Annotated in this window: 24 protein-coding genes and 1 pseudogene; 15 read left to right on the top strand and 10 right to left on the bottom strand. The window is 56.0% G+C overall.

Going from position 1 to position 24947, the window contains the following annotated elements:
• The first annotated feature begins 162 nt into the window (after positions 1-162).
• From ctaA to GV827_RS07615, 3 genes are all read left to right on the top strand, one after another.
• On the top strand, positions 163-1314 hold the full coding sequence (ctaA, locus tag GV827_RS07605) for a heme A synthase (protein WP_164353185.1): 1152 nt from the start codon (positions 163-165) through the stop codon (positions 1312-1314).
• A complete protein-coding gene (locus GV827_RS07610) occupies positions 1314-2789 on the top strand; it encodes a carboxypeptidase M32 (protein WP_164353186.1) in 1476 nt (491 codons plus the stop codon). The genes ctaA and GV827_RS07610 overlap by 1 nt, the downstream gene beginning before the upstream one ends.
• A 158-nt stretch (positions 2790-2947) precedes the next feature.
• Complete coding sequence (locus GV827_RS07615) at positions 2948-3253, top strand: hypothetical protein (protein ID WP_164353187.1); 306 nt, start codon at positions 2948-2950, stop codon at positions 3251-3253.
• A gap of 103 nt (positions 3254-3356) precedes the next feature.
• Here GV827_RS07615 and gyrA read toward each other — a convergent pair whose 3' ends face one another.
• Positions 3357-6062 carry a DNA gyrase subunit A gene (gene gyrA / locus GV827_RS07620; RefSeq protein ID WP_204325789.1) on the bottom strand — a complete coding sequence of 902 codons (2706 nt, stop codon included), beginning with the start codon at positions 6060-6062 and terminating at the stop codon, positions 3357-3359.
• Between the two features lie 239 nt (positions 6063-6301).
• Here gyrA and GV827_RS07625 point away from each other — a divergent pair, with 239 nt between their 5' ends.
• The 3 genes from GV827_RS07625 (at position 6302) to GV827_RS07630 (ending at position 7718) form a co-directional block, all read left to right on the top strand.
• A complete protein-coding gene (locus GV827_RS07625; RefSeq protein ID WP_164353189.1) occupies positions 6302-6571 on the top strand; it encodes an usg protein in 270 nt (89 codons plus the stop codon).
• 80 nt (positions 6572-6651) lie between these two features.
• Positions 6652-6864, top strand: coding sequence for a DUF2855 family protein (locus GV827_RS23575; RefSeq protein WP_235930268.1), 213 nt, complete (start codon positions 6652-6654; stop codon positions 6862-6864).
• An 11-nt stretch (positions 6865-6875) separates the two neighbouring features.
• Positions 6876-7718 (top strand): DUF2855 family protein, encoded by an 843-nt coding sequence (locus tag GV827_RS07630; RefSeq protein ID WP_328823121.1) that lies wholly within the window; start codon positions 6876-6878, stop codon positions 7716-7718.
• On the opposite strand, the gene GV827_RS07635 is transcribed toward GV827_RS07630, so the two are convergent.
• On the bottom strand, positions 7715-8674 hold the full coding sequence (locus GV827_RS07635; protein ID WP_164353190.1) for a radical SAM protein: 960 nt from the start codon (positions 8672-8674) through the stop codon (positions 7715-7717). The genes GV827_RS07630 and GV827_RS07635 overlap by 4 nt on opposite strands.
• A gap of 195 nt (positions 8675-8869) precedes the next feature.
• On the opposite strand from GV827_RS07635, the gene zwf reads away from it, so the two are divergent.
• Genes zwf through pgi form a run of 3 tightly spaced genes read left to right on the top strand, consistent with a single transcriptional unit; the run spans position 8870 to position 12596 of the window.
• A complete protein-coding gene (gene zwf / locus GV827_RS07640; RefSeq protein ID WP_164353227.1) occupies positions 8870-10336 on the top strand; it encodes a glucose-6-phosphate dehydrogenase in 1467 nt (488 codons plus the stop codon).
• Complete coding sequence (gene pgl / locus GV827_RS07645) at positions 10333-11004, top strand: 6-phosphogluconolactonase (RefSeq protein WP_164353191.1); 672 nt, start codon at positions 10333-10335, stop codon at positions 11002-11004. The genes zwf and pgl overlap by 4 nt, the downstream gene beginning before the upstream one ends.
• The gene (gene pgi / locus GV827_RS07650; protein ID WP_164353192.1) at positions 11001-12596 is read left to right on the top strand and encodes a glucose-6-phosphate isomerase; all 1596 of its coding nucleotides are present in this window, start codon (positions 11001-11003) and stop codon (positions 12594-12596) included. The genes pgl and pgi overlap by 4 nt, the downstream gene beginning before the upstream one ends.
• A 41-nt stretch (positions 12597-12637) precedes the next feature.
• Here the strand turns inward: pgi and GV827_RS07655 are convergent, their stop codons facing one another.
• On the bottom strand, positions 12638-13084 hold the full coding sequence (locus GV827_RS07655; RefSeq protein ID WP_164353193.1) for a GNAT family N-acetyltransferase: 447 nt from the start codon (positions 13082-13084) through the stop codon (positions 12638-12640).
• Positions 13085-13088: 4 nt separating this feature from the next.
• Positions 13089-13571, bottom strand: coding sequence for an acyl-CoA thioesterase (locus GV827_RS07660; RefSeq protein ID WP_164353194.1), 483 nt, complete (start codon positions 13569-13571; stop codon positions 13089-13091).
• Between the two features lie 108 nt (positions 13572-13679).
• On the opposite strand from GV827_RS07660, the gene GV827_RS07665 reads away from it, so the two are divergent.
• Both GV827_RS07665 and GV827_RS07670 read left to right on the top strand, forming a co-directional pair.
• Positions 13680-15299, top strand: coding sequence for a long-chain-fatty-acid--CoA ligase (locus tag GV827_RS07665; protein WP_164353195.1), 1620 nt, complete (start codon positions 13680-13682; stop codon positions 15297-15299).
• 569 nt (positions 15300-15868) lie between these two features.
• Entirely contained in the window at positions 15869-16438 is a 570-nt protein-coding gene (locus GV827_RS07670) for a calcium-binding protein (RefSeq protein WP_164353196.1), read from the top strand.
• A gap of 80 nt (positions 16439-16518) precedes the next feature.
• Here the strand turns inward: GV827_RS07670 and GV827_RS07675 are convergent, their stop codons facing one another.
• Positions 16519-17064, bottom strand: coding sequence for a CIA30 family protein (locus GV827_RS07675; RefSeq protein WP_164353197.1), 546 nt, complete (start codon positions 17062-17064; stop codon positions 16519-16521).
• Between the two features lie 339 nt (positions 17065-17403).
• Between GV827_RS07675 and GV827_RS07680 the strand changes: the two genes are divergently transcribed.
• On the top strand, positions 17404-18690 hold the full coding sequence (locus GV827_RS07680; RefSeq protein ID WP_164353198.1) for a tyrosine-type recombinase/integrase: 1287 nt from the start codon (positions 17404-17406) through the stop codon (positions 18688-18690).
• Positions 18691-19572: 882 nt separating this feature from the next.
• A complete protein-coding gene (locus tag GV827_RS24090; protein WP_386334109.1) occupies positions 19573-19806 on the top strand; it encodes a DUF6455 family protein in 234 nt (77 codons plus the stop codon).
• Between the two features lie 41 nt (positions 19807-19847).
• On the opposite strand, the gene GV827_RS07685 is transcribed toward GV827_RS24090, so the two are convergent.
• The 4 genes and pseudogenes from GV827_RS07685 to GV827_RS07700 all read right to left on the bottom strand — a co-directional run bounded on the left by GV827_RS07685 (position 19848) and on the right by GV827_RS07700 (position 22040).
• Positions 19848-20138 carry an adenylate/guanylate cyclase domain-containing protein gene (locus GV827_RS07685; RefSeq protein ID WP_164353199.1) on the bottom strand — a complete coding sequence of 97 codons (291 nt, stop codon included), beginning with the start codon at positions 20136-20138 and terminating at the stop codon, positions 19848-19850.
• Positions 20139-20170: 32 nt separating this feature from the next.
• A pseudogene (locus GV827_RS07690) lies at positions 20171-20335 on the bottom strand (IS256 family transposase); the annotation flags it as partial.
• Between the two features lie 307 nt (positions 20336-20642).
• Positions 20643-21485: a cation transporter gene (locus GV827_RS07695; RefSeq protein WP_164353200.1), complete on the bottom strand. Its 843-nt coding sequence runs from the start codon at positions 21483-21485 to the stop codon at positions 20643-20645.
• A gap of 171 nt (positions 21486-21656) precedes the next feature.
• Entirely contained in the window at positions 21657-22040 is a 384-nt protein-coding gene (locus tag GV827_RS07700; protein ID WP_235930270.1) for a cupin domain-containing protein, read from the bottom strand.
• A gap of 234 nt (positions 22041-22274) precedes the next feature.
• On the opposite strand from GV827_RS07700, the gene GV827_RS07705 reads away from it, so the two are divergent.
• Positions 22275-22688 carry a cupin domain-containing protein gene (locus GV827_RS07705; protein ID WP_164353201.1) on the top strand — a complete coding sequence of 138 codons (414 nt, stop codon included), beginning with the start codon at positions 22275-22277 and terminating at the stop codon, positions 22686-22688.
• 76 nt (positions 22689-22764) lie between these two features.
• Here GV827_RS07705 and GV827_RS07710 read toward each other — a convergent pair whose 3' ends face one another.
• Positions 22765-24477, bottom strand: coding sequence for an adenylate/guanylate cyclase domain-containing protein (locus GV827_RS07710; RefSeq protein ID WP_164353202.1), 1713 nt, complete (start codon positions 24475-24477; stop codon positions 22765-22767).
• 214 nt (positions 24478-24691) lie between these two features.
• On the opposite strand from GV827_RS07710, the gene GV827_RS23360 reads away from it, so the two are divergent.
• Positions 24692-24947: hypothetical protein (locus GV827_RS23360; protein WP_204325768.1), on the top strand; the 256-nt coding region annotated here is incomplete at its 3' end.

The raw sequence follows: 24947 nt of genomic DNA on the forward strand, positions 1-24947 counted from the left end.
TATGGTTTGCCCGCCAGGACTTGTGCAGGCGGACAATGCTTTGAAGTTTTCGTGAACATTCATGCTTTGGCGTTGCGACAAATGTGACGGGACGGCTGGCTGCTCTAGACGTTCGGGACTGCTTGCCTTACCTCTCCTTCGACAGCGATTTAGAGGCGAAACATGGCTGAGAAACGCAAGCTTTTTGAAGAAGTCGGCAGCGCTGAGGCTGCAAAACCGGTGGCACAGACTGGTGTTATTGATCGGGGCAGACGCAGCGCGCGCGGGGCGATCCGCGTCTGGCTTATGATCCTTTTTGCGCTGGTCTTTGTGATGATTGCGGTTGGCGGTATGACGCGGCTGACGGACTCTGGTCTGTCGATCACCGAATGGCGTCCGCTGACAGGGGCCATACCGCCACTGAACGATGCCGATTGGGCGTCGGAATTCGAGAAATACAAAGCGATCGATGAATTCCAGTTGCAGAACGCCTGGATGACGCTGGCGGACTTTAAAGTCATCTACTGGTGGGAATGGGGCCATCGCCAATTGGGGCGTGTGATCGGTCTGGTCTGGGCGATTGGGTTTTTGTGGTTCCTGCTGCGCCGGCAGATCCCGGCAGGCTGGACGGGGCGGCTTTTGTTGCTGGGCGGTCTTGGCGGCCTTCAGGGTGCCATCGGCTGGTGGATGGTGGCGTCTGGCGTGACCAGCGGCGAAGGCATGCTGGATGTTGCCAGCTACCGGTTGGCGACACACCTTGGTCTGGCCTTTGTGATACTTGGGTTTATCACCTGGTACATGCTGATGCTGGGCCGCGAAGAGCGCGATTTAATGCAGGCGCGGCGGGCCAAGGAGGCCAAGCAGTTCAGCCTCGCGACCGGGCTTTTGCACTTCAGCTTTCTGCAAATTTTGCTGGGCGCGCTGGTGGCCGGCATTGATGCGGGCCGATATTTCGTGGACTGGCCGCTGATGCAGGGGCAGTTCTTTCCCCCCGATGCTTTTGACCTGACGCCCGCATGGCGCAATTTCTTTGAAAACGCAGGATTGGTGCAGTTCATGCACCGGATGAGCGGGTATCTGTTGTTCATCTTTGGTGTCGTCGTCTGGCTGAGAGGGCGCAAATCGGCGCATCCCGCGACCCGCTTTGCTTTCAACGCGGTGATGGCGGTGCTGAGCCTGCAGATCGTATGGGGCATCACAACGGTTCTCTATGCGGCACCGGTTCATATCGCACTTGTGCATCAGGCACTGGCCGTGGTTCTGTGGGTGCTGATCCTTCGGGCACGGTTCTTGAGCGCATACCCGATTGCCACATCCCTCAGAGGACCTGCCTGATGACAGCTTATGATGACCTAATGGCGCACCAGCGCGAAACTCAGGCACTTGCGCAGGTGATGGGGCGACTGGGGTGGGATCAGGAAACCATGATGCCGCGCGGTGCGGCGCCTCAGCGGGGCGAGGAAATGGCGGCGCTGGAAAGTGTGTTGCACGCACGCCGGACCGATCCAAGGATCGCAGACTGGTTGGGCGCAATTAACGAACCAAAGTTGGACGAGGCCGGCCGGGCGAACCTACGTCACATTCGCCGAAGTTTTGACCGGGCCAGCAAAGTGCCGGCCGCTCTGGCTGCTCGGATCGCGCGGGTGACGTCCGAAGCGCAGGGCATCTGGGCAGAAGCAAGAGCCAATGATGATTTCAAGTCCTTTGTGCCGACGCTGAGCGAGGTGCTATCTCTGAAACGTGAGGAAGGGCAGGCGTTGGCCATGGGCGGCGATGTCTATGACGCAATGCTGGATGACTATGAGCCGGGCACCACGGGCGCGGAACTTGAAGCGATGTTCGGTGCCTTGCGGCCCGAGCTAAGCACCTTGCGTGCTGCTGTGCGTGAGGCGGAAGCGCCGCCACGATTGACCGGAACATTTGATGAAAATGCGCAGATGAAACTGACGCGCCAACTGGCCCGCAGCTTTGGCTATGACATGAGCCATGGGCGTGTGGATAAGGCCGTGCATCCGTTCTCTTCCGGTTCGGGACTGGATGTGCGGATCACCACCCGCACGAATGAGACCGATCCCTTCAATTGTTTCTATTCCACGATCCATGAAGTCGGACATGCTGCTTATGAACAGGGCATAGACCGCAATTACCTGCTGACGCCACTGGGCCAGGGTGTGTCGATGGGTGTTCACGAAAGCCAGAGCCGGATCTACGAGAATCAAATTGGCCGCAGCCGCGCCTTTACTGGCTGGCTCTTTGGTCAGATGAAGGATGCTTTTGGCGATTTCGGGGTGTCGGACGCCGAGACATTCTACCGGATTGTCAACCGGGTGTCTGACGGGTTCATTCGTACCGAAGCAGATGAATTGCAATATAATCTGCATGTTTTGATGCGTTTCGATCTTGAACGGGCGCTGGTGGCGCATGACCTTCAGGTGAATGACCTAGAGGCCGCCTGGAACGATCGTTTCGAGGCGGATTTTGGTTATCCCGTTGATAAGGCGTCAAACGGTGTGCTTCAGGACGTTCATTGGTCCGTTGGACTGATTGGGTATTTCCCGACATACAGCCTTGGTAATGTCTACGCCGGATGTCTGCACGATGCCTTGCGGCGTGATGTTCCGGAACTGGATGCACAGCTGGCGCAGGGCGATACCACGGCTGCGACGGGCTGGCTTAACCAAAATGTGCAGAAACACGGGGGGCTATACGAACCCAAAGAGGTAATCGAAAAGGCCAGCGGTCAACCTCCGAGCGAGTCGCCGTTGTTGAGTTATCTTAAAGGTAAATTCAGCGAATTGTATGCGATTTGATGGGCTGATACCGCTTTCAACTGCGGTATTTCTGACCAAACCATACTAAAATACCGTAATTCGTAACGAAAACCTGTGAAATAGAAGTAATTGCTTTTCGTGAGCAAGGTCACATGGCATAAGAAATTCAAGATTTTTCGGCCTACAGGAGAAACAAAATGAAAAAAGTACTTACCATCGCCGCAGCGCTCTCTGTGGCTGCATCCGCGACTTTCGCAAATCCGAATTACCCCGTTGAAGTGACAAAAGACGGCGTTGTTTACAACTGCGCATCCGATCTGGTTGTTGTTGATGGCGTCCAGTCCCGCAAGTGCGTCACGGCTGGCGGCTCCAGCGAAGCGGGCGGTGGTCTGTTTGCGCTTGGCCTTGGCGGTTTCGGCGCCGTGGGTCTGGGAATTCTGAGCATTATTTTTGTCGGCGTCGCACTTGACGATGACGACGATACAACGAACGGCACCAACTAAACCCAAGTTGGTTCAGATATTAGAAAAGGCTCCCCGGTTGTGGGAGCCTTTTTTGTTTATTGATGCAGCAAGACTTACGCGTGCGACGGGATAACAAGGCTGATTATTCTGCCTCGGTTTCCTCTTCATCGCCCTGATCTGCGATCCATGCGACGCTGACGACTTCTTCGCCCTTGCCTGTATCGAAGACCTTCACACCACCAGCGCTACGTGATCTGAAGGAGATGCCTTCGACCGGCACGCGGATCGACTGTCCCTTGGATGTGGCGAGCATGATCTGATCGTCCATCTCGACCGGGAAGCTGGCCACGATATTGCCGCCCCGCATGGCCTTGTCCATCGCGGTCACACCCAGGCCGCCGCGCCCGCGCACAGGGTAGTCGTGGCTTGAGCTGAGTTTACCGGAGCCTTTGGCGGTGATTGTCAGAATCAGGTTTTCCGCCGCCGACATCTCGGCATAGCGTGCCTGATCAATTGTCGCGTTTGGATCGACTTCTTCATCTTCATCCTCTGTGCCGTCGTCCGCAATACCGGCCATTGCGCGGCGCATCTTCAGGTACGCGGTACGTTCCTCTGAAGTGGCATCGAAGTGGCGAATGATCGACATTGAGACAACCTTGTCATCGCCGCCCAGTTTAATACCCCGCACACCGACCGAAGAACGCGAGTTGAACACGCGTACATCGGTTGCCGGAAAACGGATTGCGCGACCGGAATTGGTGACCAGCATCACATCGTCGTCATTCGAGGCGATGCGTGCGTTGATCAGCGTCGTGTCGGCATGTTCATCCTCGAACTTCATCGCGATCTTGCCGTTTCGCATGACATTGGTGAAATCCGACAGCTTATTGCGGCGGACCGTGCCAGCGGAGGTGGCAAAGACCACCTGCAGATCATCCCATTCTTCCTCATCCCGGTCCACCGGCATGATCGCCGCGATGGAAACGCCCGTCGGGATCGGCAAGATGTTCACGATCGCCTTGCCTTTGGCCGTGCGTCCCCCTTGCGGCAGACGCCAGGTCTTGAGCTTGTAGACCATGCCATCTGTGGTGAAGAACAGCAGTTGGGTATGGGTATTGGCAACAAAGAGGGTGGTAACAACATCCTCTTCCTTGGTCGCCATGCCGGACACACCCTTGCCGCCGCGCCGCTGACTTCGGAAATCGGCCAACGGTGTCCGCTTGATATAGCCAGCCGAAGTGACGGTCACGACCATATCCTCACGCGCGATCAGATCTTCATCTTCCATGTCGCCGGACCAGTCGACGATCTCGGTGCGGCGCGGCACGGCAAAGAGTTCACGGACCTCTTTCATCTCATCCGAGATGATGCCCATGATCCGTTCGCGCGAGCCCAGAATTTCGAGGTATTCCTTGATCTTACCTGCCAGCTCTTCCAGCTCGTCAGTGACTTCTTTTACACCGATCTGTGTCAGGCGCTGCAGGCGCAATTCCAGAATGGCACGTGCCTGTGCTTCGGACAGGTTATAGGTCCCATCGTCGTTGGCTGTATGGGTCGGATCATCAATCAATGCGATGTAGGGCAGGATGTCTTTGGCCGGCCAGCGGCGGGTCATCAGTTTTTCACGCGCCTCACCTGCATCTGCAGAAGATCGGATGGTGGCGACGATTTCATCAATGTTGGTGACGGCAACGGCCAAGCCACACAAGATGTGACTGCGGTCGCGTGCTTTGCGCAGCAGGTGCGCCGTACGTCGGGCGACGACCTCTTCGCGGAAATCGAGGAAGGCTGTAAGGAACCGGCGTAGTGTCAGCGTTTCCGGGCGGCCACCATTCAACGCCAACATGTTGCAGCCAAAGTACGTCTGCAGCGGCGTGAAGCGGAAAAGCTGATTCAGCACCACCTCTGCGGTTGCGTCACGCTTCAGCTCCACCACGACGCGGACGCCGTTGCGGTCGGATTCGTCCTGAACATGGGCGATGCCTTCGATCTTTTTCTCGCGTGCCTGTTCGGCGATGCGTTCGATCATCGTGGCCTTGTTCACCTGATAGGGGATCTCATCGATGACGATGGCCCAGCGGTCCTTGCGGATCTCCTCGACCCGTGTTTTCGCACGGATGACAACGCTGCCGCGCCCTTCAAGGTACGCTTTTCGCGCGCCGGACCGGCCCAACATGATGCCGCCAGTCGGAAAATCGGGGCCGGGGACGTATTCAATCAGTTGCTCGGACGTCAGGTCGGGTTCTTCGATCAGCGCTAGGCAGGCGTCGATGACTTCGCCAAGGTTATGGGGCGGGATGTTCGTGGCCATGCCGACCGCGATACCGCCTGCGCCGTTGACCAGCATGTTGGGAAAGCGGGCAGGGAGCACTGTCGGCTCCTTCTGCTTGCCATCGTAGTTGTCCTGAAAATCGACCGTTTCCTTGTCGATGTCAGCCAGCAGATAGGCTGCGGGTTTGTCCATGCGTACTTCGGTATAGCGCATCGCGGCGGCATTATCGCCGTCCATGGAGCCAAAGTTGCCCTGACCATCCAGCAGCGGCAGAGACATCGAGAAATCCTGCGCCATGCGGACAAGCGCATCGTAGATCGCGGAGTCGCCATGCGGGTGGTACTGGCCCATTACGTCACCGACGGGCCGTGCCGATTTGCGGTAGGCCTTGTCGTGCGTGTTGCCGGTCTCATGCATGGCGAACAGAATACGCCGATGGACCGGCTTTAGACCGTCGCGCAGGTCCGGAATCGCACGGCTAACGATGACCGACATCGCATAGTCCAGATAGGACGTCCGCATCTCATCTTCGATAGAGACCGTCGGGCCGTCATACACGGGGCGTGCGGGCGGCATTTCGTCTTCGTTTTCAGGTGTTTCTGGCGTGTCGTTCACGTTCTCTGCCTAGATAAGTTCGCACTCTATATCTTGGGGCGATTTATAGCACCCTGCGCATATAAGGTGCAATGGCTGTGGCCGCCCTGCATCGGTTTCTTGGGGGTGCCAATCACAAGATGCTGTTTTCATTGAAAAGTAATTGAAATGTAAATGATTTGTGGCAGGCTGAATGGGCAGCAACAAGAAAGGAGGTCTGAATGACCCCATCTGAGACTGAGCTGATGCTCAAGGGTTATGGGCTGACCACGGCAGAGATTTTCTATCGCATGCCGGACTATACCCATGTTTTGAACAGCTATATCTGGCAGGAATACGATCTGGCGCCTGACCATCCGAAGCTGTTCGAGTTCGTTGAATTCTGGCAGGCCAAGATCGAAGGGCCGCTTCATTCCGTTCGCTTTACGCACCGCAAGATGATTTCTCCGGGTGAATGGCAGAACCAAGTAGGTGAGTTCACACTCCACTAAGAGACGCCACGTCGCATCTTTTTCGCTACGCGCTGTAACGCGTTGCGGGATAGGCTGTGCTTAACCTTGGGAGAGAGCACATGCACAGAATTCTGGTTGATCAAAAGAAAATCACGCAAACCCAGACTGACGATATCGCCGACCCGGTGCTGGCACCGGGCGAGGCGCGGCTTCAACTGGAAAGTTTTGCACTTACCGCGAACAACGTGACCTATGCCGCTTCCGGTTTTGCCATTGGTTACTGGAAGTTCTTCCTAACAGGCGTTGAGGGACAGGGGCTGGTGCCGGTCTGAGCATTGCCAAGGTGGTTGAGAGCCGCGCAGACAACCTGCCCGAAGGCACCCGGCTTTATGGTTTCTATCCGATGGCAGAACGACTGGTTATCCAGCCTGAAGTATCGTCACGCGGGAACGTGACGGATGTGGCACCGCACCGCAGAGACTTGCCAGCGGTGTACAATTCCTATGTGCCGGTCGGCGAGACAGACCCACATCAGGACCATCTGCGCGCGCTTTTGCAGCCGCTTCTGGCAACATCCTATCTGCTTGCGGACTGGCTGGAGGACAATGATCACTTTGGCGCAGGACAGATCATTATCGGCAGCGCATCCTCAAAGACGGGATTGGGGCTGTGCAAATACTTGGCCGAGAACAAAGATCGGAAATACAGGATCGTGGGTTTGACCTCGGACCGGAACAAAGCGTTCGTCGAAGGGCTGGGTGCCTGCGACTCTGTCCTGACCTACGATGAGATCGAACAGATCGAAAAGCTCCCCTCGGTCTATGTCGATATGGCTGGCAATGCACAGGTCAAAGCGGCGTTGCATGCGCACCTGAAAGATCAGATGAAACATTCGGCTGCCGTGGGGATCAGCCACTGGGATCAGTTCAATCCGGCCGTGGAATTGGAGGGCGTGAAACCTGAATTCTTCTTTGCTCCTGCACAGATTGCCAAGCGCCGCGTGGATTGGGGGCCGGGCGAAATTGATCGCCGGATCGGTGAGGCTTTCATGCGTCTGGCGTCCGAGGCATCAAGCTGGATGTCCGTTGAGGTTCATCATGGCCTTGACGCCGCGCCAGAGGTCTACGCCGATTTGGCCGCAGGTCGTGCCAACCCGCAAGAGGGGCATGTCATCCGGCTGACCTAGGCCGAACAACTGGCCCCGCCCAGCACGCAGAACTTGGCGCAATGGGGATGGTTAAGCGCAACATCACGCTCGGCCTCTTCCAGTGTGCTGCCCAGTTCAAATTCGGCTGAGTAGGGCAGCAGCGTGCAGGAAAGCACGGCAGGCTTTGCAGCGCCCTTGCGTTTGACAACCATGCGCGAGGACGAACACATCACGGCCGATGGCGATTTATCAAGGGTACCCCAGCAGGCTGTGGTAATCTCGGGGACTTCAACGCTTTCATCCATCTCCGGGAAAAGTACTGTCATTGCAGGGTTTTGCGGGTCGATGTCAAAGTTGTGGCGTTCGAAGAATTCAGCATATCCTGCACGGCTGTCGGCATCACTATCTCCAAAGATGGATCTACCTGCCACTGCCATCGTGAACCCGTTGTCGCGCAGCCATTCCATCCCTTCGAGCGTTCTGACAAATGACCCTTCACCGCGTTCGGCATCGTGCAATTCGGGTCGATAATGATCGACTGAAATCCGCAGGGTCAGCTTGCCGGGGTAGGCGGCGTTAAGCCGCTTAAGCCCTGCCTGCACCGGTTTACGCATCATTGGGCGCATGGCATTGGTCAGGATCAATACGTCGTAACCGCGCTCCAGCGATGCTTCGGTCACGGCAATCATTTCAGGGTTCATGAACGGTTCACCCCCTGTAAAGGCAATCTCGCGTACGCCCCAGTTGCGCTGTTCCAATTGGCCAAGATATTCGCGAACCTCCTCTGCCGTGATATAGACCAGCGCGTCATTGGTGGGGCTGGACGCGATATAGCAGTTGACGCATTCGATGTTGCACAGAGTCCCTGTGTTGAACCACAGCGTCTGTGGATTGCTCAGCGAAACCGTCGCGCGTTCTTCGCCATTTGCGGTCAGACGAGGATCTTCAAACTTGCCCACATTTGCGTCGGTATTGCGCGCCTCAAGGTCTTTCATCTGCGCTCCCGGTAATTGATGCTTGTTCGATTGCTGTGCATAATGTCCAGTGTGCTACGTTATTGCGCGGTCCGTGAAAAGACCCGGAAAGGGCGCATGCACGGGCTTGTGATGGGCGCTATTATAGCTATGGTAGCGCTAACATTGAATTGAAGTGAGGGTGACATGAACAAAGTTCAGGAAGGCATGCCGCGCCTGACGTCGCGGGTCATTCCAGTTGATCCGTTTGATCTTGTCATTTTCGGCGGCACAGGTGATCTGGCGCGCCGCAAAATTCTGCCGGGCCTGTTCCGACGTTTTTGTGCAGGACAGATGCCCCCCTCAGCGCGCATCGTCGGCGCGGCGCGCACTGAACTTGATCACGCTGGTTATCGAGAGATGGCAAGCGAGGCGATCAAGGAATTCGGCGGCACCACCGCCGCAAACTCCGACAAGCTGAATGCCTTTCTCGATACCGTCTATTATGTCGCAATCGACGCGCTTGGGGATGACGGCTGGGAAGAACTTCAAGAGCTTTGTAAGGAAAAGAACCGGGTAGAGGCCTATTACTTTTCTGTCACGCCCGCATTGTTCGGCGATCTGGCAGAGCGTCTGCATTACTGGGGTATGGCCGGGCCAGATTCCCGGATTGTTGTTGAAAAACCATTTGGCAGGAACCTTGCCACTGCCAAGAATTTGAACGCCACTCTGGCGGCGCATTTTGACGAACATCAGATTTACCGCATTGACCATTATCTTGGCAAAGAGACAGTCCAGAACCTGATGGCCGTACGTTTCGGCAACATGTTGTTCGAACCTTTGTGGAACGCCCAATACGTGGATCACATTCAGATCACCGTAGCCGAGACAGTGGGCGTCGGCGGGCGCGGCGAATACTACGACAAGGCCGGGGCCATGCGTGACATGGTACAGAACCACCTGATGCAGCTGTTGTGCTTGATCGCGATGGAGCCGCCCGCGCGCTTTGACCCGGACGCGGTGCGCGACGAAAAACTCAAGGTGATCCGCGCTCTTGATCCGGTACTGCCGCATCATCTGATGCGCGGTCAGTACGAGGCTGATCACAGCGATGAAAAGGCGCATCCGAGCTACCGAGAGGCAGTTGAGGATCCGCGCTCCAAGACCGAGAGCTTTATTGCGCTCAAGACCCATATCAGCAACTGGCGGTGGGCGGGGACGCCGTTCTACCTGCGGACCGGCAAACGCATGTCGGCGCGCAGTTCAGAGATCACTGTTGTGTTCAAGGAAACCCCGCATTCGATTTTTGGCGAAGACGCAGGGCGGCACCGTAATGTCCTGTCCATCCGGTTACAGCCAAACGAGGGCATTACGCTGGGTGTAACGATCAAGGAACCGGGGCCAGGCGGCATGCGTCTGATTGACGTGCCGCTTGACATGACCTTTGCCGAAGCGCTGGGTGCAGACAGCGAACACGTAGATGCCTATGAACGGCTGATCATGGACGTGATACGTGGCAACCAGACACTGTTCATGCGCGGAGACGAGGTTGAGGCCGCCTGGGCATGGACCGATCCGATCATTCACGGCTGGGAAGAACGCGGCGAGGTCCCCAAACCTTATGAAAGCGGTACAGACGGCACCACGGATTCACATGAACTGATGCGGCGTGATGGCCGCAAGTGGCGAGAGGTTTCCCCATGAACATCGTTGAATACCCGGACCGGGAAATGTTGTCGATCAGGGTCGCCGATGCGCTGGCCAGTGAGCTGCGCAAGTGTTTGCTAAACCACGATTTTGCGTCCTTCGCCGTGCCAGGCGGCACGACGCCGGGGCCGATCTTTGAGATGATGAGCGACACCGAACTGCACTGGGATCGCGTCCACGTGATGCTGACCGATGAACGCTGGGTCAGCGAGGACAATTCACATTCCAACGCCCGTCTGGTGAAGCAGCATTTGTTAACCGGGCATGCAGCAGCGGCACAGTTCATTCCATACTATCGTGAGGGCAAGACCGCAGCAGAAGGCTGTGCAGAAGTGGCCGAAACGCTGACCGGTGAGCTGCCAATTTCGTTGTTGCTATTGGGCATGGGTGCTGACATGCACGCCGCCTCGCTGTTTCCTGGAGCCGATGGCCTTAAAGCGGCAATGGCCAATCACGCTCCTCTGCTTTGCCCGATAAAGCCTCAAAATCAGGATATGGAACGGGTGACGTTGCCTGCCCATGCGCTTCGCGGTGCGATGTCCACGCATCTGGTGATCTATGGCGATGAGAAACGCGCCGCCCTTGAGAAAGCGCTTTCCCTGCCACCAGAAGACGCACCGATTGCTGCTGTCATCGGGTCTGGAACCGTGCATTGGGCCGCATGATGGAGATTTGGCAGAGCCTTAAGTCGCGCCACGCAGCCATCGCGGAGCGTCCAATTCTGGCGCTTTTCGAAGACGAGATGCGGGCTGATGATTTCAGCGTACAGACACAGGATATGCGGCTTGATTATTCCAAGACCAACATTGATCGGGATACACGCGCTGACCTGATTGCGTTGCTTGAAGCGACAGGCGTGGCCGCGAAACGCGATGCGATGTTCAGGGGCGAAAAGATCAACGAGACCGAGGGCCGCGCGGTCTTGCACACTGCCCTTCGCAATCTCGATGCTGGGTCTGTTGAGGTGGATGGTCAGGACGTCATGCCCGGCGTCCGTGTAAGCCTCAAACGGATGCGCCAGTTTGCAAATGAAGTGCGGCAAAGCGGGATCACGGATGTGGTCAATATTGGCATCGGAGGATCAGACCTCGGGCCAGCGATGGCGGTGGCGGCACTTGCGCCGTACCACGACGGGCCGCGTTGCCATTTCGTGTCAAATGTAGATGGTGCGCATATCGCGGACACGCTGCGCGGGCTGGACGCCAAGACCACGCTGGTGATCGTTGCCTCCAAGACCTTCACCACCATTGAAACCATGACCAATGCCCGCACCGCGCGGGCTTGGATGGTTGATCACGGCGGCGACCCGGAAACACAGTTTGTGGCGCTCAGCACCGCCGAGGACAAGACGACCGCTTTCGGGATCACTCCTGAACGGGTCTTTGGTTTTGAGGACTGGGTCGGCGGTCGCTATTCTGTTTGGGGGCCAATTGGTCTGTCACTGATGATCGCCATCGGCCCCGATGGCTTTGACGCGTTCCTGCGTGGCGCACAGGCGATGGACCTGCATTTCTGCGCGGCAGAGCCGCTTGAGAACATGCCGATGATGCTGGCCCTGACGGGCATTTGGCACAACCAGATTTGCGATTTTGCGACGCGGGCGGTGCTGCCCTATGATCAGCGTCTGTCGCTGTTGCCTGATTATCTCCAGCAGCTTGAGATGGAATCCAACGGCAAGCGGGTGCAGATGGATGGCTCGGACGCGGCGCACCACACGGGGCCGGTTGTCTGGGGGGCTGCGGGCACCAACGGTCAGCACGCGTTCTACCAGCTGATCCATCAAGGCACGCGCGTCATCCCCTGCGAATTCATGGTGGCGGCAAACGGACACGAGCCTGAGTTGGCGCACCATCATCAATTGCTCGTCGCGAATTGTCTGGCGCAATCCGAGGCGCTGATGCGGGGTCGATCCCTGATGCAGGCACGGCGGCTGATGGAAGAAAAGGGGCTGGAGGGCGATGAGCTTGAACGGCAGGCGAAGCACCGGGTATTTCCGGGGAACCGGCCATCAACGACCTTGGTCTATGAGCGCCTTGATCCTTTCACACTGGGCCAGATCATCGCGCTGTACGAACACCGCGTGTTCGTGGAAGGCGTGATGTTGGGTATCAATTCCTATGATCAGTGGGGCGTGGAACTGGGCAAGGAGCTTGCGACATCCCTGCAGCCGGTTGTGGAGGGAGAAGCCTCTGCCGAGGGCAAGGATAGCTCAACAGCGGCCTTGGTGGACTATCTCATTCGGCACCGCGATCGCTGAGCGATGACGGCGCAACGCAAAAGTCTGCACCCCGTGCGGCGCTAGACCTTCAAATCGTAGGTGATCCACATCGTGCGCGTGGCCAGCTTGTCATAGACGCCGCGCCCGCGGTAATTGTCATCGGCGGTAATCCAGCGCACCACGGGCCAGCCGTTCTGCCGGGCGACCTCTGCCACGCCGTTGATCAGGGCATCAGCCGCACCAGATCCACGTGCATCAGGGTCAACGAACAGGTCATCCAGAAAGCAATTCGTCACTGCGCGCAGCGGGCTTGCGAAAGGGCGGTAGTGGGTAAGACCAACCAAGACGCCAAGAGCATTTTCGGCCACCAGACCATTGCTTTCGTGGGTCTCATCCATCAGCCAGCCAAAGACCGTGTCGCGCATCTCCGGCGTTTGGTCGACTTTGTAGAACTTGGCATAGCCTTGATACAGTTTATCCCATGCGCTGCGGTCGGACGCCTGAACCGGCCGAATTTTGATGCTCATGCTCTTATCCTTCTTCGTTTGCGCCATCGACCGACAGGAACCGCGCCCGCAAAATGTCGGACAGCGGACGCTTGGCGCTGGCGTCGGGTTCAAGATGGACCATCACGCAGTCAAAGGTCGCCCGCAAGATGCCGCTAGACCAAAGCTGCTGAGCGAGCGAATAGGAACTGGTGCGGAACGCGGTGCAGGCACAGGTGACGATGTAATCTTCGTCCATGCGCATTTCCTGGCGGTAGTGTATCGTGCCTGAACGGATCACGATCCGGGGATTGTCCTGTTCCTTGCTGTAATCCGAGATACCCCAGTCCTGACAATACCTGATCCGCAGGCGCTCGAACCACTCCATGTAGACCGCGTTGTTGACGTGATTCAGCACGTCCAGTTCGGAAAACCGTACCTTGTCGGCCATGGCCAGAGGTTGCACCGGATCAATGCCGGCAACCGCCTGTTGTGCAGCACTCAGCGGCGTGTGGTAGACCAATTTCATCAAAGCTTTCCTTGCAATCGAACAGTGACGTTAGGTCCATCACGGCGCGCTTGCAAGACCGGGCGGCTTTGTCCAAATTGGCGCGAACAGTTCTGAGGAGGACCCCCGATGCTTGGCCAGATGATGTCGCAACCCCTGCTGATTTCCACCATGATCGTGCATGCCGAACGGTATCATTCCAGCGCCGAAATCTATTCGGTCAACACCGGTGGCGGCGTCGAGGAAACAACATGGGGGCAGGTGGGTGAGAACTCACGCCGGCTGGCCTCTGCATTGACCAAATTGGGCCTTGAGCCGCAGGCCCGCTGCGGCACGATTGCCTGGAACAACCGGCGGCACCTTGAGATTTACTTTGGCGTCTCGGGCGGCGGGTTCGTTTGCCATACCATCAACCCGCGCCTGTTTCCCGAACAGCTGGTTTATATCCTGAACCATGCCGAGGATAAGGTTCTGTTCATTGACAAGACCTTCGTGCCGTTGATTGCCGCGATCCGCGACAAGCTGGAACATCTGGAGCATCTGGTCCTGATGGAGGCCGAGGTTGGCGATGCAGCAGACACGCTGCCGGGCATTGTCGCCTACGATGATCTGATTGCCACAGGTAATGAAAACTATGACTGGCCCGAGTTCGATGAGTTCACGGCGTCGAGCCTTTGCTACACCTCCGGGACAACGGGCAATCCCAAGGGCGTCCTCTATTCCCACCGCTCAACCGTGCTGCATTCATTTGGGGTGAACATGACCGATAGCGTCGGCATTTCGGCCGCAGACGTCGTGCTGCCCGTTGTGCCGATGTTCCATGTAAATGCTTGGGGTTCTCCCTATGCCTGCGCAATGAGCGGGGCGCGCATGGTGATGCCGGGGCCGGGCCTTGATGGACCGTCGCTGGTCAAGCTGATCGACACTTACAAGGTGACAATCGCGCTTGGCGTTCCGACCATCTGGCTGGGCCTGCTGGGCGAGGCTAAAAAGATCGGCAGCAAGCTTGAAAGCCTCAAGCGCACGGTCGTGGGCGGCTCTGCCTGTCCACCGTCGATGATTACAGCCTTCCGCGAGGAATATGGCGTGGATACTGTTCACGCATGGGGCATGACCGAGATGTCACCGCTGGGATCGGTGAACAAGCCACTGGCAAAACACCGGGATCTTCCGATTGAGGAGCAGCAACGCCTGCGCGAAAATCAGGGACGGCCGGTCTTTGGCGTGGAACTCGAGATCCTTGATGACGAAGGCAATCCATTGCCGCACGATGGCAAGGCGCAGGGTGATCTGGTGACCCGTGGTCACTGGATACTTGACAGCTATTTCAAGACAACCCGCGAGGAAACCCTGACGAACGGCTGGTTCGACACAGGGGACGTCGCCACCATGGACCCGGACGGCTATGTGACGATCAAGGACCGCTCCAAGGATATCATCAAATCCGGTGGCGAATGGATCAGCTCGGTCGAGCTTGAGAACATCGCGATCGCTCATCCGCAATTGGCCGATGCCGCCGTGATTGGCGCACGTCACGAGAAATGGGACGAACGGCCCGTGCTGGTGGCGGTCAAGGCCGAGGGGCAGAACCCCTCCGAAGAGGACATCCTGCAGATATTTGAGGGCAAGATCGCGAAGTGGCAGGTGCCAGACCGTGTCGTGTTCACCGACGTTCTGCCCCGTAACGCGACCGGCAAAGTGCTGAAGCGGAACCTGCGGGACGAATTCGGCGAGGTCCTGATTGGCTGAAGCGGGGCTTGCAGATACTGAACGGGATCAGTTGTTTCGCATATCTGTGAGTGTCGCATGTTCAATTGCGTTTCGGCTTGAGCACAAGAGATCAAGTTGTTTGGAAAGGCCAAACAACTCGCGCACTATTGTGACGTCGAAATAGCGAGATGGTTTCAACGCCTTCAGCCCGGAGCGTGACTTTGCCGCTTTTGCGTCGAGTGAAAGCAGAGGTCGATTTGGTTGGGCTTGCAGGTATCACGCTCAGGACGGTGGAGAACTGGCTGTTGGTACGTTGCCGGAAAGTTTCAAAGGCGGCGGTGACACGGGCGGCGCACCAACGGCAACAGAGATCATTGCGTCGATAGAGACCAGTCTGTCCAACTATGAAACCCAGCTTGGTTCTTTGCTTTGGAACGGTTCTGATGGCGTCCATAACTCCCCGGTATTTCGCATAAACGAAGCAACCGGGGCGACAGAGGCGGATTTCGACGCCGCCCTTCATAGCTTCATCGCGCGCACCGACTGTCTTCGAGACCCTACAACGGATAGGGGCACAAGAGACCGACGAGAACGCGCCGGACACTCCATTGGACAGCTCTGTCTGGTCGGAAACCCTGAGCTTCCTTGAGAATTCGGTTAGCGGCTTCAACGGCGCGTTTGACGACTTGATAATCGGTTCCCCAAATTCTGACCCAAGTTTCGTTGTCGCTCAAGGAAGCGCTATTTCAGGCTCTGAGCACGGCGATTGGTTTTTCCTGTCCGATGAAGGTGACACTTTCGATGGTGGCATTGCCATGGAAGTTCTCTTCGGGATGGGAGGAAACGACAGCCTGAATGGGGGCTCGGAAAAGGACGTCATCATTGGCGGAGCTGGCAATGACACAATCAATGGTGGTGAGGGCGACGAGGATCTCGCGCATTCTGAGGCGGCGGTGAGCCGTTTCACAGTTCAGTTCTTGAGCGATGGCAGCGCCGTCGTGGAAGATCGGGCCACAAACGGAGAAGGCACCGATACAGTCAGCAATCTCGAGAAGCTGACCTTTGAAACGGGTGCAAGCATCTTTCAGAACGGCGAGTTCGACGTTCTCACCTTCAATGGTCTGGCGACACTGACTGATGAGCAAGTCTCGGGCGTCATAGTGGCCGAACCGGGGTAACGGGTGTTGGCTGAACTGCCTGCTACTGAATAACGAAGTTTTAAAATCGCCTGAAAACGTCTCCGTAGTAATACGGATGGCTAGTAGAACCCTATCTCGCGCACATCAATTGCTGCCTCATGGTCCCGACCATAGGCAACGACAGCAATGGACCTGAGTCTGTCGGCAATGGGGACGGCTCTTAACAAGCCGCCAGACCGCTTAAATCTGTCTAACGGCACTCGCACCTCTGCCCAGTCTCCGGTGACCTCAAAACTGGCCTGATAGTACTGCCACGGCAGCATTGTTCCACTGGTGCGAAGATGCACGAAATATCGTTGGTCATTACCTCGAACGATCAAACGGACGCCGGTCACGTTCTCAGCAGTTCCATCGGGAAGCTCCATCCGCATCTGGATGAAGCCGCCATTATTTTTTGTACTGACACTACCTGTCATGCGCGCATGAGCCTGATCGTTCTCTTGAACGAAGGCGACTTGACCAGAGGAAACGCCCCCCATCACGCTATCGGTGAAAAAACGCCACCTGGTTTCTGGCTGAAGCTCAAAGTTCTCGATCACCATGTCACCGGCAAGCGCCCTTATCGGCGCGACAAGAAAAAATAGCAGGACAAGAAGGCGTCGCATGACAACAAACTCCATAGGCCGGAAAGGTGAGGATAAATGGGACACGGTATTTCGCAAGCCCGCGAAAGACTACCATAACGGCCTCCTTGCCGGTCATGGTCGAAAACGGACATGACCAGTCTGTCCCATAGGGCTTTTTTCCATTCTACAGCACAGATCGCACCGTAAAATCGTCGGATGTTGGAGCGGGTAACGAACTCCATTCCCTAGTATCATCCAACCCCGTCTCAGATCAATTTACCTAATAAATATGTGATTTTGCAAGAACGATTGTTTCATGGTGCAACTAGCAGTAACAATAGTTAACGATATTTTGGGCGGGTTGTATGTGGGGTTTGCATGCCTAAGCGAGCTAAGGAGCTTTCAGCAATTGAGGTTAGACGGTTAGGCAGGGGCGTTCACAATGTAGGTGGAGTAGCTGGCCTGTTGCTACAGGTTACTGACAGCGGGGCGCGATCTTGGCTGTTACGGGTGAGGGTAGGCGATAAGCGGCGTGAGATTGGGCTAGGCGCATTTCCGGAGGTGAGCCTTGCAAAGGCACGTGAGAAGGCCGGAGAAACGAAGGAAGCGATCCGCATGGGGGTTGACCCAGTAGAGGCGCGCAAGGCCGCTAGATCGGCTCTATTGACGTCACAACGGCAAGGGCTGACTTTTATCAAGGCTTTTGAAAAATACGCTGCGAAGAAGCTGCCAGAACTCAGAACTGACCGATACCGTGCGCAGTGGCGTGCGACCGTTGAAAAGTATGCTTTTCCCGAACTAGGGGAAATGATGGTACACGACATTACGCGCGAAGATATTCTTCGTGTTCTGCATCCTATTTGGAATAACAAAACTGAAACGGCCACCAAAGTACGCCAGCGAGTGGAAAAAACGCTGGATTATGCCAAAGCCGCGGGGCATCGAGTTGGCGACAATCCGGCTGCATGGCGCGGAAATCTTGAGCTGGAGCTTTCTGCACCGAATAAGATTGCGCCAAAAGAGAATTTTCCTGCGTTGCAACTTGATGATGTTGAGCGATGGTGGATTGACTTGCAATCGCGCGAAGGAATTGGGGCAACGGCTTTGGCCTTTCAAGCTTTGACTGCTTCACGTTCAGGGGCCGTTCGTTTCGCTACATGGGATGAAATCGACTTAGATGCGCGGCTCTGGACAATCCAGCCGGGACGCGCAGCAAGTAAAATTTCACCAACGGGCAAACCGCACCGCGTCCCACTCACTGACACGATGATTGAGTTACTAACGAATTTACCCCGCATGGGTGATCTGCTGTTCACTTCCCCGCGTGGCGGCGTCTTGTCTGATGCGACCTTGGGGAAGGTGATGCGATCAATGCATGAGGCTGATATTGAGCGCGGCAACGCGGGCTATCTGGACGCCAGAACCAAGGTGCAAGCTGTGCCACATGGTCTGCGAAGCTGCTTTCGCGTGTGGGTTACAGAACGCACGGAATTTGATGGTGACATGGCCGAAATAGCCTTGGCGCACAAGGTGGGGAGCAAGGTTAGGCAGGCTTACGACCGTTCGGACATGATTGAAAAACGACGGGCGATGATGGCAGCATGGGGGCGGTTTTTGCGCGGCGAAGGCGGTGCGAAGGTGTTGAAGATGGAGGCCGCAAGATGAGTATTACAGACATTGTCTACAAGGCTGGAAGGGCATTTGTCGCGGCAAAGGGTAAGAACCCTGAGATTGAGGGGAAAGAACTTGCAGACTGGCTGAGAAGTGGCGGTGAAATTGGGGAAAACGAGCGAGATTTGCTTGCGGAACTCGTCACAGGTCAAATGCGAATGCCCAAAGGTAGGCCGACGCGAAGAGGCCCCGGCCACTCCGAGGCTGTCAGAATTGTTGCGCATTATGAGCGACTGGTAAATGAATACGGACCCCGCCGAACGCTTGCGGCAAAGCAAGATACCGCTAAAGAATTTGGCGTCGGAGTGAGGACCGTTGAAGCCTATATTCAAGAGGCGCGTGAACAACGCCATGATATGCCGCCCCTCAGGGGCCATCACCAACTTTTAGCTATATCTCGCTCACAGCCGTCATCTAACAGTTTCACTCAGGGATGTCGGACCCGTGTCCGATATCAGGCTGTCGCAGTGACAGAAGCCATACGGGTCCTACGGGAGTGGCTGAGAGGGTCTCTCTTAGGGGTAAGGACGGGAAGGTCATACCCAGGAATTAGGTATAGGTAATGGAAGCAGTAGAAGGTACCAGGAAGGAAGGGAGACCCTACCCGGGAGGCTTAGAACGGGTGGAACGGGTGTGGGGGGATGAGGGGTTGTGACGGTTGTGATGCAGAAGCACGCTCATACCGTATTCACTCTGCGAAGGCAGCGCAGTAAGTCACTCCTAAAGCCCGATGTGGAGCCAAACCGGAGTTGCTGAGATTGTGCTAGATCAAGGAAGCAATGGCATACTTCGCTATTTCAAGGCCTCGAGGCAGCAAGGCAGTATGTGACGGGAATGAGTATGTCCGAAGATTGGATTAGAGGGTTCGACGAACGGATGGCACTTTGGCGCAGTATGCGAAGTGTGACAGGTGCAGAGTTACCCTATGGCCGTCACTCGAAAGACGTACAGGAGGACATTCGGAAGGGCATCATCACTTGCCATGAATGTTCTGCTACCAGGGCCTGTAGACTGTGGCTGGCAGACGCAGCTCAGGGCACACCACCACCATTCTTTTGCCCGAACCGAGAGAGGTTCATACGGCTTTCAGAAATGGCTAGCGTCCATTAGAGCCTTCCTAATGTATCCAAAGGGTATGGGTACTTATGAGGTTATGCAGAGGTCCTCTTCCCCACAAGCCACCAAGTCTCGACTTCCCCCATGCCTTTCACCTCCACCGTGCCCCGAGGCTCGAAGAGGTAGTCTTCTGCCAATTCCTCATGGGCGGGCCCTGTCACCTGTTTACGTCCCGGCTCCCCATGGCTCTCCATCCGGCTGGCTGTGTTAACCGTCTCACCCCAAACATCGTAGAATAGTTTTTTGTTGCCTATGACGCCTGCGACTGCGGGCCCTGCATGAAGGCCAATCCTTACCTCAAGCCCGTCCGGGAATTCGTCTGCCATTTCAGCCACAGTCCTTTGCATGTCGAGAGCCATTGGGTGTCCAACTCATAGCCGAGATGTTCGGTCAGTTCCGCGCCCAACATCCGCTCCATCAGGCGAACCTTGAGCTCCTTCATCAAGCCCTGATCGCCCAGCAAATCATCCGCGTTCTTAACGCCGTTAAGCAGCTCGTCTAAAAGTTCCTTGGAAATCGTCATTGTCGTCATGCTCCTTCGTTGGTGAAGCATCGGCCAAATTACTCATACACAGAAGATCGGACACTCTCTGGAAGGTGCGCGGAGAACCAAATCTTCAACTCAATTGCGAAGACGCGAACTACCGCTTCACGACCTGTTCGACGCTCGTAAATCGCATCCCAGACGTGATTGCAGCTGCACCCGGACTGTGCTCACTCGATATGTTGAACTCACCGAGTTACAGGCATCACTGAGAGGGAGGGCGACCGCTTGCGCGACAAAGCTGGCTTTGGCCAACACAAACTGAACGTCCACTTTGGAGCGCGCTTTAGTTAGCAATTGTCAGATCAGCCTTCGCATCGCGGATGATCGACCAAGAGGAGTGTAGGAATAGTCCGGCAATCCCGAAGGCAACGAGCAAATCCGGCCAACCACTGCCGAGCCACGCGACAAGACCAGCCGCCACAACGACGGCGGCATTGCCGATAGCGTCGTTGCGGGAGAACAGCCAAACAGCCCGCATATTGGCATCCCCTTTACGGAACTTCATGAGTGGCAGTACGGCGAGAACATTCACGATAAGAGCGACGATCCCGAACACCCCCATCAGGCTCGCGTCTGGCATAGTCTGGGTGAATACTCTCCAGACCGTTGTTGCAAGCACACAAAGACCAAGCAAGCTGAGGAAGAAGCCTTGGATCAATGCAGAGCGTGCCCGCCACGCAAGGCTCCAACCGATTGCGAGAAGTCCAAGAAACGTGATGAGGCCGTCGCCAATAAAGTCGAGTGCGTCCGCCTTGACGGCCTGAGACCCTGCAAGAAAACCACCGACCATCTCTAACAGGCCGTAGCTAACATTGAGAAGGACGACGATCCAGAGAGCCAGACGGTAGGCCGGGTCTTGGTGCGCTGCACCAGGCTGAGTGTCCGAGTCGCCCTTGATGCGATCAAATCCGTAGCCCGTTGTCGCGACTGCTTTTTCAATCGCCCGAAGCCGTGCCTCAGGTACTTTGAGGGTCATGATATGCGTAGCTGCCGACACCTTCACCGCGTCTGGCGCAATTCCTGTGGTCTGGGCTGCACGTTCGATCCGCGCAGCATCCTTGGCGCAGTCCATGCCCGAGACACGGTAGCGAATGGGTATATCGTCAGAGACCTGATTGTTCGTCATAGAGGGAAGTTAGACACGGCGCAGTCGACAGCCAATATGTGAGCGACCTTTGGTCGCGAGCGTAGCTCCGGTAGGTATGGGCCCAGAGCAGTCTCGCGGCGGTGCATCACGCTTTGAAAGGCTGCGAACGACGGCCATGCGGACAAAACGGACCTCGCCAGCATCCAAGATCTATCTCATTTGCTCTTCAAGGCTTCTGGTTCTTTCCGAGATGACATCGCCGGTGTGTTTCGTTGATGCAGGTTCGATCAAGACGATGCGACATTCCTCATCAGCGACTGGATTATGCATGACCCCGCGCGGGACAACATGAATATCGCCTGCTTTCAGGCCAACCGTGCGATCTTCGTACTCCATTCTCAAACTGCCGGAGACAATCAGAAACATCTCGTCTTCATCGTCGTGCTTGTGCCAAACATTCTCGCCCTCCAAAATGGCCACCTTAATGAGTTGGTCATTCACCTGACCCACGACACGGGGAAACCAATGGTCCTCCAGCGCAACATCGATGGGAGTAATGACTTCACGATCCGAGGTTATCATTTTTGCCTCCATCTGCGGAACCTTCGGGCTTTGTATCATCGAAAGCCCGGTTGCGCGAATGCGCAACTAGGGCGCGCAGCGGTCATCCGCCAGCTTGAGTTGACCGCCAGTTTTGCGGACTTTCCAGCTCTTGGCATGGAGGGGGCAACTGGCGATTATTGCGCACCATTTTAAACTCAATCTACTCCAGCGTTGATTGAGAGAAAGTACAAATGTCATAATCCTCTAAACGAGGGAGGATAGCTGATGTGGAAACCATTTGTAGTGGCTTGTGTATTTGTCGCAGGCAGCGTCGCAACAGCGTTGTCGCACGATGTGCAGGACCCGGCGACGCTCCAAAAACCGAACATACGGGACTTGCTATCGACTGCGTTGGAAAGCGCCGAGGGTCTCGAGGTGATCGTAAGCCATGTCGCCCTACCGGCCGATGTAACCTTGCCCATGCATTGGCATCCCGGAGAAGAATTTGCCTACATATTGCAAGGAAGTGTGACCCTCATCTTAGAGGAAGAAGGTGAGCACGAAGCCTTTGCGGGCGACGTGGGCGTCGTACCGCTGAAAAAAGTTCATACAGCCCGATCAGGAAAAGAAGGAGCAACCATCTTGGTGTTCCGGGTTCATGAGGCGGGGGAACCCGGCAGGATTTTGGTTGGCGACTGATCCTTCGAACCAAGCCTTTGCACAGACCGACAGTTGGATGGGCACGAGATTTCAAGCGGCCTGGCACTTTTTGCGCTCACACTGCCAACCCAACTTTTGACCACCCGTCGCGCCAGCGGTCAGCACAGGTTGGAATTGAGAAAATGGGCAACCGGGTGGTCTCGGCAATAGAAGTCTCGTCCGGAGCGGTTGCTCTCAAATCAGCGACTGCTACTTTTGCTGCATCTATGTCGCCAAGTTCGGCGAGCGAAGCAATAAGCATCAGGTGGCTGATCAGGAAGGCTGAACGCACTGACAATGCTTGGCGAAAGGCCTGCACGGCCTCTTGATAGCGCCCCAGGTGAAACAAAGCGCTGCCCTGCGCCAGGAAAGCGGCGTGGCGCAAAGGATCACGCGGACTGAGTTCTACCGACCGGGTCGCATGCTCCAACGCTTTCTCTGGACGATCCAGAAGAAAGAGATTGATAGATGCCAGCATGTGAACCGTCGCTGCGTTGGGATTTTCCGACAAAGCTTCCTTGAAGGCTGCCCTTGCGCGGGACAAGTCTCGTGCCAACATAGAGATAGAGTGCGCGGCATATGCCTTTGCGATGCCATCCGCGCGATCATTCCGAAGAACCCGCTCTGCCGCCGCTACGGCTGATCCTGGGCCTTCATCGACAGGTTCCAGGCCTTGCACGAGACGTTGGATGTGAAGCCATGCTAGCAAACCTGCCGCGGCGGCATATTCCGGATCTCGATCCAAAGCCAGCTTTGTTAACCGTATCGCCTCTTTGTTGTCTTCGTCGGTCAGCAGGTGAAAATGCGAGACCGCCCTTAGGTAAAGTTCGTAAGCTTGCAAATCCTCCGTGGGTTTGGCGCGCGCGCGGATCGTTTCAGCGTGCCGCAAAGACGGTTCAATGGCCGTCACCACGTCCAGCGTGACCTGGTCTTGAAGATCGAAAATATCGTCTAACACACCGTCGAAACGGTCCGCCCACAAATGGCTGCCATTTTCAGCATCAATGAGCTGTCCAGTGATGCGAACGCGCTGGCCAGCGCGCCGTACAGAGCCTTCGAGAACATACCGGACTCCAAGGGCGCGGCCAACTTCGCGGATGTCAGTACTTTTTCCCTTGAAGGTAAAGGACGAATTCCGCGCGACGACCATGAGCCATCGGAACCGCGACAACTCTGTAATAATATCTTCGGTGATGCCATCCGCAAAGAATTCCTGATCCGGATCACCGGACATGTTGTCGAATGGAAGCACCGCAATTCCCGGCCTGACATCCTTGTTTTCGGCAAAACCGGCTGTCGTTCCTTTTGGCCAGCGCCAAACTCCGATGCGGCGCGTGATGTTTTTTAGTTCTGTTTGCTCCCCGCCGTCGAAAGATGCTGCATCACCTCGATCAAGACTGTTATGCGATGTATCCGAGATGAGCACCTGATCTGGTTGGGCGAGGGCCTCGAGACGCGAGGCAACATTGATGCCATCGCCAAATATGTCATCGCCATCGGTAACGACTTCCCCTGTGTGAACCCCAATGCGTAGCTTAATTTGACCGGGTTTCTGAGAGGACTGAACTGCGATTGCGCATTCCGCCGCTTCAGATGTTGAGGGAAACTCGGCAATCCAACCGTCCCCCATGCTTTTAATCAATGAACCATTGTGCTCTGCCAGTATCGGGAGAAGAGTTTCTTCGCGGAACACCTTGAGCGCGGCGATTGTCCCAATTCGATCATGATCCATGAGGGCTGAGTAGCCGACAATATCAGCCGCCATTACCGTGGTAAGCCTTCGTTCCATGCACCTCTCCTGATCTCTGCAATGTTAGCTTTGTGTGTTAGGTCTGTCAGCTCGTTAGACGGATTTTGAAAAGCGTGGATAAGCAGAAAGCACATTTCAGCAGAAACGAGCGGTGATGTTTCCTCGCCGTGGATCATTCGGGTTCAGTCTATGGCAGGTTCGGGTTTCACCTGATAACGTGTTTGGAGAACGGCGCCATGCTAGGATCTGATCGTTGAAAAGTTTTGGCCTCGATATGGGCACTCAGCACAATCAATTTCATCTTCTGTCTCAATTGAAAGAGCAGTCAGAGCTGATTGATTCAGGTGCAGATGTGCGAGCGCTGGCTTTTTCGGTTGAGGAACCTGCGCCCCCGGATGCCACCCGGAAGTTTCTTGTTCAGACCGGATACGGTTTGCGGGCCTTCGTGACATGTTCCAGTGCCGGAAATCCCGATCTTGTGGCCAGGGGGGTGCGAAAAATCGCTGCAA

The sequence above is a fragment of the Sulfitobacter sediminilitoris genome, from assembly GCF_010667575.1.
Lineage (GTDB): Bacteria > Pseudomonadota > Alphaproteobacteria > Rhodobacterales > Rhodobacteraceae > Sulfitobacter > Sulfitobacter sediminilitoris.